Below are 16,302 nucleotides of genomic sequence, written 5' to 3' on the forward strand. Positions count from 1 at the left end.
CCCAGCAGCTCCAACGCCCGGTTCGCGACGACCTCGTTGGCGTTCATGTTGGTCGAGGTACCGGCACCGCCCTGGATCACGTCGACGACGAACTGATCGTGCAGCCTGCCGTCCCGGATCTCGCGACAGGCCTCGACGATCGCGGCGGCCTTCCGCGGCTCCAGCAGCCCGAGCTCCTCATTGGCGAGCGCGGCGGCCTCCTTGACGGCCGCGAGGGCGTCGATCAGGTGGGGGTAGGCGGAGATCGGCATGCCGGTGATCGGAAAGTTCTCGGTGGCACGCAGGGTGTGCACACCCCAGTAGGCGTCGGCGGGAACATCACGGTCACCGAGCAGATCGTGCTCGCGGCGGGTGACGACGACGGTCATGAGAGTTCGGGGTCCCTTTCTGAGGGGGTGAGGGTGAGCCACCTAGGGGCGCGGGAAACTGCGCGACCAGCCACAACGGGCCCGCAGCCGCAAATCAAGAAATCGGGGCAACTCCTTAGGCGCAGGCCGAAACAACAACGGGCTCCAGCGACCGAACCGGCCGAACTTCACCGACCGGTCTGCCACCCCCGAGCAACGGCTCCCCGGCAAACTCCGTGAGCAACGCCTCGTCCACGCCCGCGCGAGCGAGCGCCGCCGCCGCGACAGGAACCCGCGCCCGATTCGCCCCGTCAGCGATCTTCACGGCCACAGAACGCCCGTCCGGCAGGGCGGCAACCTGAACGCCCTCGAACCCGTCCTTGGCCAACAGCCCCGGCACGGCCCGCATCAACGCGGCCACGTCCCGCCCCGCCCCGGACGCCATCTCCGCATGCGTCCGCATCGCGTCGGCGACCCGGGCCTCAGGCGTACCCGGCGCCGCGGAGGTGATCCGCGCCCCGGCCCGGGCAAGCCCGTGCAGGGACACGGAGAACAAGGGCGCCCCGCAACCGTCCACGGTCACCTGAGCGATCCGCTGCCCGGTGAGGTCCTCCACGATCTCGGCGATCGCCTGCTGAAGCGGATGGCCCGGGTCCAGATAGCCCTCGAGCGGCCAGTCGTTCAGCACGCACGTGTAGAGCATCGCCGCATGCTTCCCGGAGCAGTTCTGGGCGATCCGCGACGGCGGTCGGGACTCCCGCACCCACACATCCCGTACGACCGGGTCGTACGGCATGTCCGGGACGTTGCGCAGAGCGTCCTCGCCCACGCCCGCCAGCTCCAGGATCCGCCGGGTACCTGCGAGATGACGTTCCTCGCCGGAGTGGCTCGCCGCGGTCAGCGACAGCAGCTCACCGTCGAGCGGAAGCCCGGCCCGGACCATGGCGACGGCCTGCACCGGCTTCAGCGCCGAGCGCGGATAGAACGCCGCCTCGATGTCGCCGAGCTGGAACCGGACCTGCCCGTCCGCGCCGAGGACGACGACGGAACCGTAGTGGATGCCCTCCACGACCCCGCCGCGTATGAGGTGGGCGACGGGGGCGTGGAGGGGCTCGCGGATCAGGGGTGGGTCCGCGACGAGACTGCTGTACATCACTTCCTGCTTCTAAGGGTGCGCCACGCGGGTCACGCGTCGGCGGCGGTGGATTCGGTCTCGGTGGAGGTGCGGGCGACCCGGCCGCGGATGGCGTACCACCCGGCGACCAGTGCGCCCGCGATCAGCGGCAGGCACAGCACGGTGGTGCGTCCGACGCCGCCGTCGGCGTACATGAGGACCAGGACGGAGGCGAGGAACACCATCGTCACGAGTTCGGTCCAGGGGGATCCCGGCAGCCGGTAGTCCGGTCGGGTCAGTTCGCCCTTCTCGGTCTTCTGCCAGAAGAGCAGGTGACAGAGCATGATCATGCCCCAGGTGGACAGGATCCCGATCGCGGCGAAGTTGAGCACGATCTCGAACGCGTCGGCGGGGACCACGAAGTTGAGGCCGACGCCGAGGACGCAGATGCCGCTGGTGAGCAGGATGCCGCCGTAGGGGACCTGACTGCGGCTCATGACGCCGGTGAACTTGGGCGCGGAGCCGGACTTCGCCATGGAGCGCAGGATGCGGCCGGTGGAGTAGAGGCCGGAGTTGAGCGAGGACATGGCCGCGGTGAGGACGACGAGGTTCATCACTCCGCCGGCGGCCGGGATGCCGATGTTGGAGAGCACGGTGACGAAGGGGCTCTGGCCGCCGGTGTACTTGTTCCACGGCAGCAGCATCGAGAGCAGGACGACCGAGCCGACGTAGAAGAGGCCGACGCGCCACATGATCGAGTTGATCGCCTTCGGCATGATCTTCTCGGGGTTCTCGGTCTCACCGGCCGCGACGCCCACCAGCTCGACGGAGGCGTAGGCGAAGACGACGCCCTGGAGGATCAGCAGCATGGGCAGCAGGCCGTTGGGGAAGACGCCGCCGTTGTCGGTGATCAGGGCCGGGCCGGGGGTGGTGTCGCCGACCTCGTGCTGGGTGACCAGCAGGAAGATGCCGATCAACATGAACGCCACGAGCGCGCCCACCTTGATGATGGCGAACCAGAACTCCAGCTCGCCGAACATCTTCACCGAGATGAGGTTCACGGTGAGGACGACGGCGAGCGCGATGAGCGCGATCACCCACTGCGGTATGTCGGAGAACATGCCCCAGTAGTGGGTGTAGACGGCCACGGCGGTGATGTCGGCGATGCCGGTGGTGGCCCAGTTCAGGAAGTACATCCAGCCCGCGATGTAGGCGCCCTTCTCGCCCAGGAATTCCCGGGCGTAGGACACGAAGGCGCCGGAGGACGGGCGGTACAGGACGAGTTCACCGAGGGCGCGGACCACGAGGAACGCGAAGATTCCGCAGACCGCGTAGGCGATGAACAACGAAGGCCCGGCGTCGGCGAGGCGGCCGCCGGCTCCGAGGAAGAGGCCGGTGCCGATGGCGCCGCCGATGGCGATCATGTTGACGTGCCGGGACTTCAGCGACTTGCTGTAGCCCTCGTCTCCGGCGTCGACATGGCCGGAACGTTTCTGCACGCCGTCGTGCAGGCTTTGCTCGCTCACGCCTGGGGGTTGCCTTCCGTGGGGGTGTCCGTGCCCTTGCCGGGGGAACGCACGATGTCGGTGAGGGTGGTCTCGACGCGGTCGAGGTGGTGGGACATGGCCTCCACCGCGTCGAGCTCGGAACCGTCGATCAGCGCCTCGACGATCGCCCGGTGCTCCCGGTTGGACTGCTCCCGGCGGCCGCCCAGTTCGTTGAGGAAGGCCGACTGACGCGCCAGTGCGTCACGGATCTCCTCGATGACCCGGCGGAAGACCGGGTTCTGGGCGGCCTCGGCCACGGCGAGATGGAAGAGGGTGTCCATCGCGACCCACGCCGTGGTGTCCGTCTCCCGCTCCATGCGGTCCAGGAGATGGGCCAGGTGGTCGAGGTTCTCCGGGGTGCGGCGCACGGCCGCGTACCCGGCGACGGGGATCTCGACATGGCGGCGCACTTCCAGCAGGTCGCTGGCCGCGTAGTCGCCGAAGGTGGGGTCTTCCACCGCGTTCGCGACGACGAAGGTGCCCTTGCCGGTCTTGGAGACGGTCAGGCCCATGGTCTGCAGGGCCCTGAGGGCCTCGCGCAGGACGGGCCGGCTGACCTCCAGGGTGCGGCAGAGCTCGGCCTCGGAGGGGAGCTTGTCGCCGATGGCGTACTCCCCGTGCTCGATGGCGCCACGCAGATACGCCAGCACCGCTTCCATGGCACTGACGCGTCGCGGGGGCTGTCCGGCTGTCCGGCTGTCTGACAGGTTCACGGGAGTGATACTCCGGGCGGCGGGAGGGTGCTGTCAAGGCGTGCGAATGGAGATTTTCACGGGGTGTGAGACATGAAAGCCGTCTCACACCTCCCGGGCGTCCGGTCAGCTGCTCAGTGCACCCGTCGCCAGCAGGCCGAACAGCAGCGCACCCACCACGATCCGGTAGATGACGAAGGCGTTGAAGGAGTGCTTGGCCACGAACTTCAGCAGCCAGGCGATGGAGGCGTAGGCGACGACGAAGGAGACGGCCGTGCCGACGGCCAGCGGGGCCGCCCCCGCGCCGGTGCCGAGCGCGTCCTTGAGCTCGTAGATTCCGGCGCCGGTCAGGGCGGGGATGCCCAGGAAGAACGACAGGCGGGTGGCGGCGACGCGGTCCAGGTCCAGCATGAGCGCGGTCGACATGGTGGCGCCCGAGCGGGAGAAGCCGGGGAAGAGCAGCGCGAGGATCTGGGAGCTGCCCACGAGCATCGCGTCCTTGAGCGAGGTGTCGTCCTCCCCGCGCTTGTGCCGGCCCATCTGGTCCGCCGCCCACATCACGCCACTGCCGACGATCAGGGAGCCCGCGACGACCCACAGCGAGGCGAGCGGGCCCTGGATGAGCGGCTTGGCGGCCAGGCCCACGACGACGATCGGGACGGTGGCGTAGATGACCCACCAGGCGAACTTGTAGTCGTGGTGGTAGCGCTCCTCCTTGTTCCGCAGCCCACGGCCCCACGCGGAGACGATCCGCACGATGTCCCTGAAGAAGTACACGAGCACGGCGGCGATGGCGCCGACCTGGATGACGGCCGAGAACCCGACGACGGCGTCGTCGTCGACGGGGATGTTCATGAGTCCCTCGGCGATCTTCAGATGGCCGGTGGAGGAGACGGGCAGGAACTCGGTCACCCCCTCGACGGCTCCGAGGACGACGGCCTGACCGACGCTGATGGCGCTCATGGGTTCCAGTTCTTCCAGCGGGGAGGGGGTTCGGCGGGGACAGTCTTACTACACGCGGACATGTCCCGAAGCCTTACGCCCAGACGGCGCCCGCCAGTTCCACACCCGCGAACGCGGCTCCCAGACCGGCGACCAGGCTCCCGACCACGTTGGCGAGGGCGTACAGTCCCGCGCCCGTCTCGGTCAGCCGCAGGGTCTCGTACGAGAAGGTCGAGTACGTGGTCAGGGCGCCGCACAGGCCGGTGCCGAGCAGGAGCTGGAGGTGGTGGGACCCGGCGGCGCCGGTCAGCAGGCCGAGGATCAGGCAGCCCGTGACGTTGACGACGAAGGTGCCCCACGGGAAGACCGAGTCGTGGCGGGACTGGATCGCGCGGTCGGTGAGATAGCGGAGCGGGGCACCGACCGTGGCGCCCGCGACGACCAGCAGCCAGTTCACAACGACCTCTTACCGTTCGCGTCCGATTCGCCGGATTCCTCGCCCCGCCCGGCGTACCTGATGACCTCGCAGTCGTCGAGGACGACCAGGCCTTCGGTGACGAGTTCGTCGAGCTGCGGCAGGAAGGCCCTTACGCGCTCCTCGGTGTCGACGATGACGATCGCGACCGGCAGGTCCTCGCTGAGGGACAGCAGCCGTGAGGTGTGGATCCGGGAGGAGGCGCCGAAGCCCTCGATGCCCCGGAAGACGCTGGCGCCCGCGAGACCAGCCGCGTGGGCGCGGTGCACGATCTCGCTGTAGAGGGGCTTGTGGTGCCAGGTGTCGTGCTCGCCGATGAACACGGTCACCCGCAGGGCGTCACCGGTCAGCCTCGTCATGGCTGCCTCCGCTTCAGGACGCGGCGGGTCGCCGTCGCGGCGAGCCACACCGCCGTGAGGGCCGCGAACAGGGTCGCGGCGAGGTAGGCCAGGCCGGTGCCGGGGTGGCCCGCGTCGAGGAGTTTCTGCACGTCGACGGCGTACGTGGAGAAGGTGGTGAAGCCGCCGAGGACGCCGGTACCGAAGAAGGGGCGGACCAGGCGGTGCGCGGCCCACATCTCGGTGATCACCACCATGAACACACCGATCACGGCGCATCCGACGACGTTGGTCCAGAAGGTCGCCCAGGGGAATCCGCCGGGCTGCGAGGGCCACCAGAGGGAGAGTGCGTACCGGGCCGTGGCCCCGAGCGCACCGCCTAGCGCGACCACGGCGACCACGGGTCCCTGGCCGCGCAGGACCGGCTGCCGGGGGGTGGGGACGCGGAGAGTCTCGGTCTCCGGGGCTGTCATGGTCGTACGTCTCCTGCCTGGACGGCCTGATCACGGCCGTCAACAGGGTAACGCCGGGCTCACTTGGGCGCGGGCGGCTCGCACAGGGCCACGCCCCGCTCCCGGAGGCTGCCCAGGACCAGGTGGCCGGCCGCCTCGCAGACGCTGGTGACCATGCGGAAACCGGAGTGACGGCGGGTGAGGTGGTGGACGATCTCGCCGTGGTCGTCGACCGCGAGGACGCCGATCGTGCCCGTGGGACGGAAGGGGGCGTGCACGGCCAGCCGGGCGGCGGCACGGCGGGCGGCCGGGCCGGCGCGGTGCAGCAGGTCCAGCGGGGGGACGCGGGGTCCGGCCAGGGACACCCAGATCGGTCCGTCGGGTCGGGCGCGCCAGATGTTGTCGGGCAGGCCGGGCAGGTTCTCGACGAAGGGTTCGGAGCGGCCCGCGTTCGGGCCGGTGAGCCAGTGGCGGGTCAGGCGGTACGCGCCGGTCTCGGCGACCACCAGGAAGGACTCGTCGCCGCTCAGGGCGAGGCCGTTGGCGAACTGGAGCCCGTCCAGGACGACTTCGGGTGTCTCGCTGCCGGGTGCGAGGCGCAGGAGCCGGCCCGTGCCGGTGTGTTCGACGAGGTCGCCGATCCACTGGTCGAGGGGGTAGCGGCGGCTGGAGACCGTGAAGTACACGGTGCCGTCGGAGAGGGCGACGGTGTTGCTGCAGAACCGCAGCCGCTCCCCCGCCACCGAGTCGGCGAGGATGCGCACGACGCCCGTGTTCAGGTCGACGCGCAGCAGCCCGAGTTCGGCGTCGCACACCAACAGGGTGTCGTCCGCGAGGAGTTCGAGGCCGAGGGGTCTGCCGCCCGTCTCGGCGAGCACCTCGACACGGGTCGTGGCCGGGTCGGCGAGACCGTCGAGGCGGAGGATACGGCCGTCCTCCACGCCGGTCAGCACACGGTCCCGGCTGTCGGCGACGACGTCCTCGGGGCCGCGGCCGCCGATCGCGACGTACCTGCGCGGGACCAGCACCTGTGCACGCTCCACGGACGTCCGCCCTTCGTCACCTCGGAGCCCTTGGCGGCCCGAGAGCCCTTCTTACCAGCCCTTCTCGAACATGCGCGCCACCTCCGCTATCCGCACCTCGTCCCGTCGGTAGTAGGTGCGCCGCCGGATCCGCTTGGCGCGCAACAGGCCGATGTCCGTGAGCAGTTCGAGGTGGGTGTCGGCGACCTGGCGGCGCACCCCGAGTTTGGCGGCCACGGCGTCCGCGGTGACGCCGTCCTCGGTCGGATCGCGGCGACGCCGCGACGGGAAGTGCGCGGCCGGGTCCTTCAGCCATTCCAGAATGTCCAGCCGTCGCTCACTGACGGGAGTCCTCAGCATGCCTTCCCCCTCCGGACCGGCCTCCTCGTACCGTGTGTTCCCACTGTCCCGCAGTCCAGGCCGCCGTGTACGGACTTCACACGGCTTGTCCGATACCGAACGGACTTGCGAGGAACGTCTGTGTACCTATGGGCGATCCGGTCGGTGGTTCCCGGCGAGGAGGAGGTATGCGGCGGCGGTCCAGGTGTACGCCCGGTCGCGCAGGCCCGTGCCGGTGAGGGCGTCGAAGTTCTCGGCGAAGCCGTGGGTCTCGCACAGGGTCCGGAAGCGGGCTCCGATCTCGTCGGCGAGCCGGTGGTGACCGGCTCGGCGCAGACCGTCCTCGATGAGGACGGTCGCGGGTGCCCAGATGGGGCCGCGCCAGTAGCCGTCGGCGCGGTAGTGCGGTGAGGTGGGCAGTTCGGTGGCGAGGCCGTACGGGGTGAGGTGGGCCTCGATCCGGGTGGCCAGGGTCTTGCCGATGTGTTCGGGAAGGTGCTCGCCCAGGACGATCGGCATCAGGTCGAGGAGGCTGGAACTGGTCCAGGTGTCACCGCTGTCGGCGCCCCGCGTCACGAACCGCTCCCCCGTCCACAGTTCGTCGAGCAGGGCGGCCTGGGTCGCCTCGGCGGTGCGGGACCAGTGGTCGGCCTCGCCGGGCAGGTCCAGTTCCGTTGCCAGGACGGCGAGTTCACGCAGCTGGAGGGTGAGGAAGGCGGCCAGGTCGGCGGTGACGACCACGCGTGCGGGGTCGAAGGACGTGGCGTTGTCCCAGCCGCTGTCGTTGCCGTGCTGGTAGTGGGGCAGGGCGGTGTCCGGCGCCCGTCGCGCCGTGAGCCAGAAGTCCGTCCAGCGGCTCAACCTGTTGTAGATCTCCGTGAGTTCGGCACGGTCGAGGGGTGCCGCCAGTCGTCGGCGCAGTCGGGCCAGGGCCCAGCCGTGGACGGGGGGTTTGACGAAGTTGCGGAGGACCTCCGAGTGGGTGACCGAGTCGGGCAGCGCCCCGCTCTCGTCCTGGTGGTCGAACGGCAGACAGAACTGGTCCCGGGCCAGCGCGGGTGCTCCGGGGGCGAGGGCGAGGGCGTTGAAGCAGTGGTCCCAGCTCCATACCTTGTCCATCCAGTGCTTGGACATCAGCACCGCGGGCCGGGTGACGAGGCCCGCCGGGTCGACGGTCGCCGACCACAGGACGTAGACGGCGAGTTCGGCGGCAGGGGTGCGCGGGGAGCGCCAGGGGGCGACAGCGTCCGCGAAGGCGGCGAAGGCCCGTTCCGCCCCCGCCTCGACCTCGTCGAAGGTCGCCGTGGAGGTGTAGGGGCGGCGGGCGGTGTCGAGTTCCTCGACCGCCGCCTCCCAGCTCGCGCCGGTGAGCGTGAGACCGCGGTCGGCCTCTCCCAGCGCCTGCCCGCCGGTGGGCTCGGCCACGCTGCCGGACAGTACGGTGACGCGGTAGCGGCGGCCGGTCTCGTACGAGGTGAAGACGTGGGATCCGTCGACCGGGTCGCGGAAGAAGTACGTACCGGTGAAGGGCGTCAGGGCCCGCGCCGCCGCCGTGACACGCAGCCCGAGCCCGGTGCCGCGCAGCCGGACGGTGTCCGGTGACTCGTAGGCGAGGTCGATCCGGCCGTTCGGGCCGCTCCACGTGAGCAGGCTCGGCGTCGCGGTGAAGCGGGCCGGCGCCTCGGGGGCGAGACGCAGGACGGGGTGCATGCCGTTCTGGTGGGAGACCAGGTGGAGGTCCTCGGCGTACGTCTTCTCCGCGAGGACCGGGGAGATGCCGAACCAGGAGCCGCGGGTGCTGAACGGGATGTCGTGGAGGGAGAAGGCCGGGCCGGAGCGGGCTGCGGTCATGAAGGGGCTACTCGTTTCTTGGGCGGGAACGGCACGGGCCGGTCAGTCCTTCACGGCACCGGCGGTCACACCGGCGGCGACGTAGCGCTGGGCGAGGACGAGGATGACGGCGGCCGGCAGCGAGGCCACGACGGCGGTGGCCATGATGGCGTTCCACTGCTGGTTGTTGTTGCCGATGTAGTGGTAGATGCCGAGGGTGATCGGCTCGTGGGTGCCGCCGTTGACGAGGGTGCCGGCGAAGACGAAGTCGGACCAGGACCACAGGAACGCGAACAGTGACACCGTGACGACGGCGTTGCGGCTCATGGGCAGCACGATCGACCGGAAGGTGCGCAGCGGCCCGGCGCCGTCCGTCTTCGCGGCCTGGAGCAGTTCCTCCGGGATGCCGGACATGAACGCGGTGAAGATCAGTACGGCGAAGGGGACGGCCAGTGTGGAGTCCGCGACGATCAGGCCGGGCACCGACTGGAGCAGGCCGAGGCTGAGGTAGATGGCGTAGAAGCCCATCGCCATGATGATGCCGGGGATCATCTGGGCGGCCAGGAAGAGGAAGCCCAGCACACCGCCGCCTCGCGGTCGCAGTTTCGCCAGGGCGTAGCCGGCGGGCGCGGCGAGGGCCACGGTCAGTGCGACCGTGCCCAGACCGATGACGAGGCTGGTGGCGAGGTAGGGCAACTGGTCGTCCAGGACGGCCCGGTAACCCTCCAGCGTGCCGTGTGCGGGGAACAGGCCGGGTGGGCTCTTGCGCAGGTCCTGGTCGCGGGTGAAGGACGCGTTGAGCATCCAGTAGACCGGGAAGAGCATGACGGCGGTGAGCGCGAGACCGATGGCCGTCTTCCACCAGGTGCGCCTGTCACTTCGGTTCACGACAGTGCCTGCTTTCGCTGGACCCTGAGATACACCAGGCCGAAGACCAGGGCGGCGACCACGAGCAGGTTGCCGACGGCCGCTCCGGGGCCGAAGGCGGGCAGGAGGTTGCCGAAGCCGAGCCGGTAGGACCAGGTGGCGAAGGTGGTGGAGGAGTCGGCGGGGCCGCCCTTGGTCATGATCCAGATGATGTCGAAGACCTTGAGTGTGTAGACCAGGCCCAGCAGCAGGGTGATGGCGGACACCGGGCGCAGCAGCGGGAAGGTGATGTGCCAGAAGCGCCGCCAGGCGTTCGCGCCGTCGAGCGCGGCCGCCTCGTAGAGGCTGTGGGGGATCGACTGGAGGCCGCTGTGGAGGACGACCAGGTTGAACGGGATGCCGATCCAGATGTTGGCGATGATCACCGAGGTCAGTGACCACGTGGGTGAGGTCAGCCAGTTCACCGGGTCGACGCCGACGGCGTGCAGGGCGGCGTTCACGATGCCCGAGTCGCTGTTCAGCATCCACGACCAGGTGGAGGCGGACACGATCAGCGGTAGCAGCCACGGCACGAGGAACAGGGCGCGCAGGGTCGTGGAGAGCCGGAAGTGCTGGTTGAAGAAGACCGCGAGGGCCAGGCCGATGGCGTACTGGAAGACCAGGCACACGACGGTGAGGACGACGGTATGGGTGAGGGCCGGGGCGAAGGTGGGGTCGTCGAAGACGGTGCGGTAGTTGGCGAGGCCGGTGAAGGGGGCGTCGCCCTGGACGAAGGAGCGGACGGTGTAGTGGCGCAGGCTCAGGTCGAGGTTGCGGTACAGCGGATAGGCGTAGAAGAGGCCGAGGTAGAGGGTGACCGGAGTGAGGAAGGCCCAGGCGGCCCACTGCTGGGAGGTCGGGCGGCGGCGCCTCGGCAGGGAGCGGGCCGGGAGCGGGGCGGCGGCGGCCGCCCCCTTCCGGTCCGGCGCGAGCCGGCGCTCGGACAGGTGTGTCGTCTGCTTCATCGGACCGTCGTCACTCGGCCGCGCTCTGCGCCGAGGTCAGCGCGTCCTTCGGCGACTTGGCACCGCTGAGCGCCGACTGGACCGCCTTCCACAACTGCTCCGAGATCTTGGGGTACTTGGTGCCGAGGTCGTCGCTGGTGCGTCCCTTGGCCGCCTTGACGGCCGCCACCCAGGGCTTCAACTCGGCGTTGGCCGCCACCTGTTCGTCCTGTACGGCGCTGACGGGTGCCACGTAGGACAGCGTGGTGTCGGTTTCCCGGAGACTGGCGTCGCTGGTCAGACAGGAGACCAGCTTGCGTGCGGTGGTGTAGCGGCCGGTGTCGCCCTGGACCGGGACGGTGACGAACTCCCCGCCGGTCGGGGCGGCGGCGTTGCCTCCGGAGGCGCCGGGTATCGGGAGCACTCCGTAGTCGAAGCCGGCCTTCTGGGCGTTCGCGAGCTGCCAGGTGCCGTTCTCCGCGAAGGCGTAGTCGCCGGTGGCGAACTCCTGCCAGCTGGTGGTCTGGGTGTTGTTGAGGACCGAGTTGGGGGCGTATCCCTTCTTCAGCCAGTCGTTCCAGAGCGACAGCGCCGACACCCCCTGGGCGGAGTCGAGTTCGGTGAGTTGCGCACCCGAGCCCCAGAACCAGGGCAGGAACTGGAAGCTGCCCTCCTCGGTGCCGATCGCGGAGAAGGTGATGCCCTTCTTGCCCGCCTTGTCGACCTTCTCCAGGGCCGCCGTCAGCGACGGCCAGTCCTTGACGGAGGCGACGTCGACGCCCGCGGCCTTGAGGACCTCCTTGTTGTAGTAGAGGGCGAGGGTGTTGGCGCCGATGGGAGTTCCGTAGGTCTTCCCGTCCGACTGTCCGGCCGCCAGCAGGTTGGGATCGACCTTCGAGGTGTCCAGCTCGGTGTCGTCGGTGGTGGTCAGGACTCCGGCCTCCGCCAGGGTCGACACCACGGGGTTGTCGACGATGAGCACGTCCGGTGAGTTGTCCTGCTGGGCCGCCAGCAGCGTCTTGTTGGCCAGGTCGCTGGTGTCGAACGCGGTCCGCTTGACCTTCACACCGGCCTTGGCGCCGCAGCCGTCGAGCAGCTTCACCCAGGCCGAGTCCTTGGCGAACTGCGGGTAGGGGTCCCAGACGGTGTAGGTGCCGCCGTCCTCCCCCGTCGCGGACGAACTTCCGTCGGACGAGCAGGCGGTGGTGCCGGTGGTGAGAGCAGCGACGGTCAGGGCCGCGGCGGTGAGCCGTCGTCCGGTGGATCCGTTCATGGCGCGTTCCTTCGTGTTCTCGGCGAGGGCATGCCGAATCGAGGCATGCCGAAGATGGGGGTCGGGAGGCAGCCGGCCGGACACGGCCGGTGAGGAGGGGAAGAAGCGGGAAAAGGTGCTCGGGCGGGCGTCAGGCGTCGCGGTGCGGGTGCGCGGGGCCGGTGCTCGAGCGCAGGGAGACGGGCGGGGCGAGCAGGTGGTGGCGCGGCGCCGCGTCGGGGTGGTCCAGCCGCTCGACGAGCAGTTCGACGGCGAGCCGGCCCATCTGTTCGGCCGGCACGTCCGCCGCGGTGAGCTGCGGGGTCACCGTCTCCGCCCACCTGCCGGCCACGACTCCGGTGACGGAGAAGTCACGCGGCACATGGCGGCCCGCCACGGACAGGCCGCGGTAGATACCGCCCAGCGCGGCCTCGTTGAGGGTGACCAGCGCCGTGGTGGCGGGATCGTCGGCGAGGATCCGCTCCATGCACGCCTCGCCGGAGGGGGCGTCGTCGCCGCAGCAGTACGTCCGTACGATGAGCCCGCGCTCGGCCGCGGCCTTGGTGAAGCCCTCGAGCCCGCGGTGCGCCGACTCGTACCCGGCGCGCAGCATCCGCTCGGGCCGGTTGACCAGGGCGATCCTGCGGTGGCCGAGGTCGGCGAGGTGGTGGACGCAGGCGGCCGCCAGCGCGGTGTGGTCCAGGCCCACCCACCAGTCGCCGTCCGGCTGCCCGGTGCGGCCGATGCAGACGGAGGGGAAGTTCTCGGCGGCCAGGTGGTCGAGCCGGTCGTCCTGGAGCCTGATCTCCATGAGGATCGCCCCGTCGACCCGCCGCTCGGCCAGCAGTCGCTGGAAGGAGCGGTCGCTGTCGACGCCGCTCGGGGAGAGCAGCACGTCGTAGTCGTAGGTCGCCGCGGCCTCCACCACGCTGCCGATGAAGTCCAGCTGCATGCCGGTGTAATGGTTGCCGGCGGGCGGGAAGACCAGGCCGAGGGTGCTGGTGCGGCCGTTGGCCAGGGCGCGGGCGCTCGCGTTCGGGCGGTAGCCCAGTTCGTCGATGACCCGCTGGATCTTCTGCCGGGTGTCGTCCGACACCGGGCGCTTGCCGCTGAGGGCGTAGGAGACGGTGCTCCGCGAGACCCCGGCCCGCTTGGCGATCTCACCGATGTTCACGAGAGCACTCTCCTTTGTCGAACCGGTTCGCGTGAAGGGAAGTTAGGAGCCGCCGGAGCCGCTGTCAATGCCTTGCGTCCATATCCAGGAAGCCTTGGGAAATCCGCGTCGAGGGTATTGCTGACCGTTTTCCGGCACTGCTAGCGTCCGCCGTCGCTGTCATCGAACCGGTTCGAGTCACGTGTCCCATCCCCTCAGGATCCCCACGGAGACCCCAGTGCCACGCACCCGCAGCAGAACCAGAGCAGGCCTGGCCGCCACCGCGGTCCTCGCCGCCCTGCTCACCGTCCCCGCCGCCACCGGCACCGCCGGCGCGGCGGACCCGGAGAAGCTCACCATCGACCTGGCCACCGACACGGGCGCCTTCCACGGCGGCGCCTCCGGATCGCTCTACGGCGTCTACGGCGACGGCGTGCCCAGCCGCAACGTCCTGGAAGGCATGCACGTCCGCACGGTGTCGACGAAGGCCCAGGACGGACCCCAGCACCCGGGCGCGGACGCCCTGGAGATGCTGCCGCCGTTCGTGGACTCGGGCGGCAAGGACGTCTACATCTACATGACCGACATCTACCGCGGCTTCCCCTACCAGTGGCCCGGCAACGACGGTCCGGCACGGCTCGCCGACTTCAAGGAGAAGATCACCAAGCAGGTCCAGCAAGTCCTGACCATGGACGACGCGTACCAGGACCACGTCGTCTACGTCCCCTTCAACGAGCCCGAAGGGAACATGTTCGGCACCGGGGAGTGGAGCTACGACAAGGTCTCCTGGCTCAGCGACCCGCAGCACTACTTCGCGGCCTGGAAGGAGGTCTACCACCTCATCAAGGGCCTCGATCCGGACGCCCGGATCGCCGGCCCCAACACCAGCGTTCTCTACAACCAGGTCAAGGGCTTCCTGCAGTACGCCAAGGCCAACGACGTCGTCCCCGACGTGATGAGCTGGCACGAGCTGTCCAGCCCCGCCGCCGTCCGCACGAACGTGGCGAAGTACCGGCAGATGGAGAAGGACGTCGGCGTCGGCCCGCTGCCCGTCAACGTCAACGAGTACGGCCACAACTTCCATCTGTCCGTACCCGGCCAGGTCGTGCAGTGGGTCTCCGCCATCGAGGAGTCCAAGATCGACGCCGATCTGGCGTACTGGAACATCGACGGCAATCTCAACGACTCGGCCGTCGAGGCCAACAAGGGCAACGGCCAGTGGTGGCTGTTCAACGCCTACGGCCAGATGTCCGGTCACACGGTCCAGGTGACCGCCCCGCGCCCCAACCAGCAGTACACCCTCCAGGGCGTCGCCACCCTCGACGAGAGCAAGCGGCAGTCGAGGGCCCTCTTCGGCGGCAGGAGCGGTGACGCGGACGTCGTCTTCGAGAACATCGACCCCGAGCTGTTCGGAACGACGGTCCACGCCACCGTCCAGGAGATCCCCTGGACCGGCCAGGTCGGCGACTCCGCCCCGCCGCTGCGCCTCGCGGACCAGGAGCTCGCGGTCGGCGCGGACGGCACCGTGAAGTTGCCCATGACCGGCATGAACGAGATGTCGGCGTACCAGGTCGTCCTCTCCCCCGGCGGCCATGGCGGCGTATCGGCCGAGCCCTCGGTGAGCTGGCGCAAGACGTACGAGGCGGAGAACGCCACCTACACCGGCGGCGGTTACTCCAAGAACGGTCCGGAAGGCACACCGTCCAACGTCGGCGGGTTCGCCACCTCCGGGACGTACAACGTGGGCGGTCTGCGCACCGGCTCGGACGGCGTCCTCGCCTTCGACGTCGAGGTCCCGCAGGACGGGACGTACGACCTGAGTGTGTTCGCCAACTCCTACAACCTGTACGACCTGGTGAAGGAGCAGGGCCCCACCGACGTCTTCCTGCGCGTCGACGGCACGGCCCCGCAGGAGCTGCGGCTGCCGCTCGGCTACAAGTGGGTCGTCTGGGGGCACACCGACACCACGGTCAAGCTGACCGCGGGCAGGCACCGCATCACCCTCGCCGCGAAGGACGCCGACCTCGGTGTGACCAAGGGCGACGCCATCATCGACAAGGTCGACCTGTCGCTGCGGGACGCGAAGGTGGCCGCGCCGGCGGTGTACGAGGCCGAGTACGCCACGCTGAACGGGACCCAGCCCACCTACACCCACCGCGGTGCCTCAGGTCCCGGCGCCGTACCGCTGTCCAAGGGCGGCTCGGCGACCTTCTGGGTCCACTCCCCCGCCGAGGGTGAATCGACCGTGTCCGTCGACCACTTGGGCGGCGGACGGGCGAGCCTGGCCCTCAACGGCGAGAAGGTCTTCGACATCAAGGGCGGCAAGAAGGGCACCGAGCAGGTCCGGGTGTTCCTGTCGGGCGGTATCAACAAGATCGTGGTGAGCGGGAGTTCACGCGCGCTGCTCCTCGACCGGCTGCGGGTCGCCCCCTCCGGCGGAACCCTGCCAACCAGGGTGTACCAGGCCGAGGACGGCACCCTCACCGGTGCCGCCAAGGTGACCGACACCTACACCTTCGCCTCCGGCGGCAAGGCGGTCACCGACATCGGTGACGGCACGGCCAACGCCCTCGCCGTCGACGTCGTCGCCCGGCGGGCCGGGCGGCACGCGGTGACGATCCGCTACTCCAACGCCGAACAGGCGCCCGCGACCCACTACAACCCCGACCCCATCGCCCGCCACGCCGACCTCTCGGTCAACGGCGGCCCGGCCCGCAGGATCCTCTTCCCGACGACCTTCCACTTCAACAACTTCTGGGAACTGACCGTCCCGGTGACCCTGAAGAAGGGCTCCAACCGGCTCACCTTCACCGCCCGGGAACTGCCCGACTTCAACGGCGACACCTACAACCAGTACGACCAGCGGTCCCCGTACGCCCCGGTCATCGACCGCGTCGCGGTGACCCCGCTCACGGAGAGGTGACCGCAGGGGGGGGGTGGCACCGCGGT

The 16,302-nt window shown here is 69.7% G+C and carries 16 protein-coding genes; 1 reads left to right on the forward strand and 15 read right to left on the reverse strand.

The features are described from left to right. The 15 genes from ACWD3I_RS28890 to ACWD3I_RS28960 form a co-directional block, all read right to left on the reverse strand. Window positions 1–368: lyase family protein (locus ACWD3I_RS28890; protein WP_451084205.1), on the reverse strand; the 368-nt coding region annotated here is incomplete at its 3' end. Window positions 369–483: 115 nt separating this feature from the next. Continuing rightward, the gene (locus ACWD3I_RS28895; protein ID WP_365408223.1) at window positions 484–1,500 is read right to left on the reverse strand and encodes an asparaginase; all 1,017 of its coding nucleotides are present in this window, start codon (window positions 1,498–1,500) and stop codon (window positions 484–486) included. Window positions 1,501–1,532: 32 nt separating this feature from the next. After that, window positions 1,533–2,987, reverse strand: coding sequence for an amino acid permease (locus tag ACWD3I_RS28900; RefSeq protein ID WP_365408220.1), 1,455 nt, complete (start codon window positions 2,985–2,987; stop codon window positions 1,533–1,535). Beyond that, complete coding sequence (locus ACWD3I_RS28905) at window positions 2,984–3,667, reverse strand: FadR/GntR family transcriptional regulator (protein ID WP_365408226.1); 684 nt, start codon at window positions 3,665–3,667, stop codon at window positions 2,984–2,986. Before ACWD3I_RS28905 ends, ACWD3I_RS28900 begins: the two co-directional genes overlap by 4 nt. A gap of 159 nt (window positions 3,668–3,826) precedes the next feature. Next, window positions 3,827–4,663 carry an undecaprenyl-diphosphate phosphatase gene (locus ACWD3I_RS28910; RefSeq protein ID WP_365408217.1) on the reverse strand — a complete coding sequence of 279 codons (837 nt, stop codon included), beginning with the start codon at window positions 4,661–4,663 and terminating at the stop codon, window positions 3,827–3,829. A gap of 73 nt (window positions 4,664–4,736) precedes the next feature. Beyond that, window positions 4,737–5,099 carry a fluoride efflux transporter CrcB gene (gene crcB / locus ACWD3I_RS28915; RefSeq protein ID WP_365408214.1) on the reverse strand — a complete coding sequence of 121 codons (363 nt, stop codon included), beginning with the start codon at window positions 5,097–5,099 and terminating at the stop codon, window positions 4,737–4,739. After that, window positions 5,096–5,476 (reverse strand): DUF190 domain-containing protein, encoded by a 381-nt coding sequence (locus ACWD3I_RS28920; protein ID WP_266831649.1) that lies wholly within the window; start codon window positions 5,474–5,476, stop codon window positions 5,096–5,098. The genes crcB (ACWD3I_RS28915) and ACWD3I_RS28920 overlap by 4 nt, the downstream gene beginning before the upstream one ends. After that, window positions 5,473–5,928 carry a fluoride efflux transporter CrcB gene (crcB, locus tag ACWD3I_RS28925; protein WP_365408210.1) on the reverse strand — a complete coding sequence of 152 codons (456 nt, stop codon included), beginning with the start codon at window positions 5,926–5,928 and terminating at the stop codon, window positions 5,473–5,475. The genes ACWD3I_RS28920 and crcB (ACWD3I_RS28925) overlap by 4 nt, the downstream gene beginning before the upstream one ends. A gap of 59 nt (window positions 5,929–5,987) precedes the next feature. Next, on the reverse strand, window positions 5,988–6,950 hold the full coding sequence (locus ACWD3I_RS28930; protein ID WP_365408207.1) for an SMP-30/gluconolactonase/LRE family protein: 963 nt from the start codon (window positions 6,948–6,950) through the stop codon (window positions 5,988–5,990). Between the two features lie 51 nt (window positions 6,951–7,001). After that, window positions 7,002–7,289: a helix-turn-helix domain-containing protein gene (locus ACWD3I_RS28935; RefSeq protein ID WP_365408204.1), complete on the reverse strand. Its 288-nt coding sequence runs from the start codon at window positions 7,287–7,289 to the stop codon at window positions 7,002–7,004. A 126-nt stretch (window positions 7,290–7,415) separates the two neighbouring features. Beyond that, the gene (locus ACWD3I_RS28940; protein ID WP_365408201.1) at window positions 7,416–9,119 is read right to left on the reverse strand and encodes an amylo-alpha-1,6-glucosidase; all 1,704 of its coding nucleotides are present in this window, start codon (window positions 9,117–9,119) and stop codon (window positions 7,416–7,418) included. 42 nt (window positions 9,120–9,161) lie between these two features. Beyond that, window positions 9,162–9,986, reverse strand: a complete 825-nt coding sequence (locus ACWD3I_RS28945) for a carbohydrate ABC transporter permease (protein WP_365408198.1) — start codon at window positions 9,984–9,986, stop codon at window positions 9,162–9,164. Beyond that, complete coding sequence (locus tag ACWD3I_RS28950) at window positions 9,983–10,969, reverse strand: carbohydrate ABC transporter permease (RefSeq protein WP_365408195.1); 987 nt, start codon at window positions 10,967–10,969, stop codon at window positions 9,983–9,985. Before ACWD3I_RS28950 ends, ACWD3I_RS28945 begins: the two co-directional genes overlap by 4 nt. Before the next feature lie 10 nt (window positions 10,970–10,979). Next, complete coding sequence (locus ACWD3I_RS28955; RefSeq protein ID WP_365408192.1) at window positions 10,980–12,221, reverse strand: sugar ABC transporter substrate-binding protein; 1,242 nt, start codon at window positions 12,219–12,221, stop codon at window positions 10,980–10,982. Between the two features lie 130 nt (window positions 12,222–12,351). Next, window positions 12,352–13,374 (reverse strand): LacI family DNA-binding transcriptional regulator, encoded by a 1,023-nt coding sequence (locus tag ACWD3I_RS28960; protein ID WP_365408188.1) that lies wholly within the window; start codon window positions 13,372–13,374, stop codon window positions 12,352–12,354. A 217-nt stretch (window positions 13,375–13,591) separates the two neighbouring features. Between ACWD3I_RS28960 and ACWD3I_RS28965 the strand changes: the two genes are divergently transcribed. Continuing rightward, complete coding sequence (locus tag ACWD3I_RS28965; protein ID WP_365408185.1) at window positions 13,592–16,276, forward strand: cellulosome protein; 2,685 nt, start codon at window positions 13,592–13,594, stop codon at window positions 16,274–16,276. The last annotated feature ends 26 nt before the right edge of the window (window positions 16,277–16,302 follow it).

It is taken from the genome of Streptomyces sp. NPDC002817 (genome assembly GCF_053592055.1).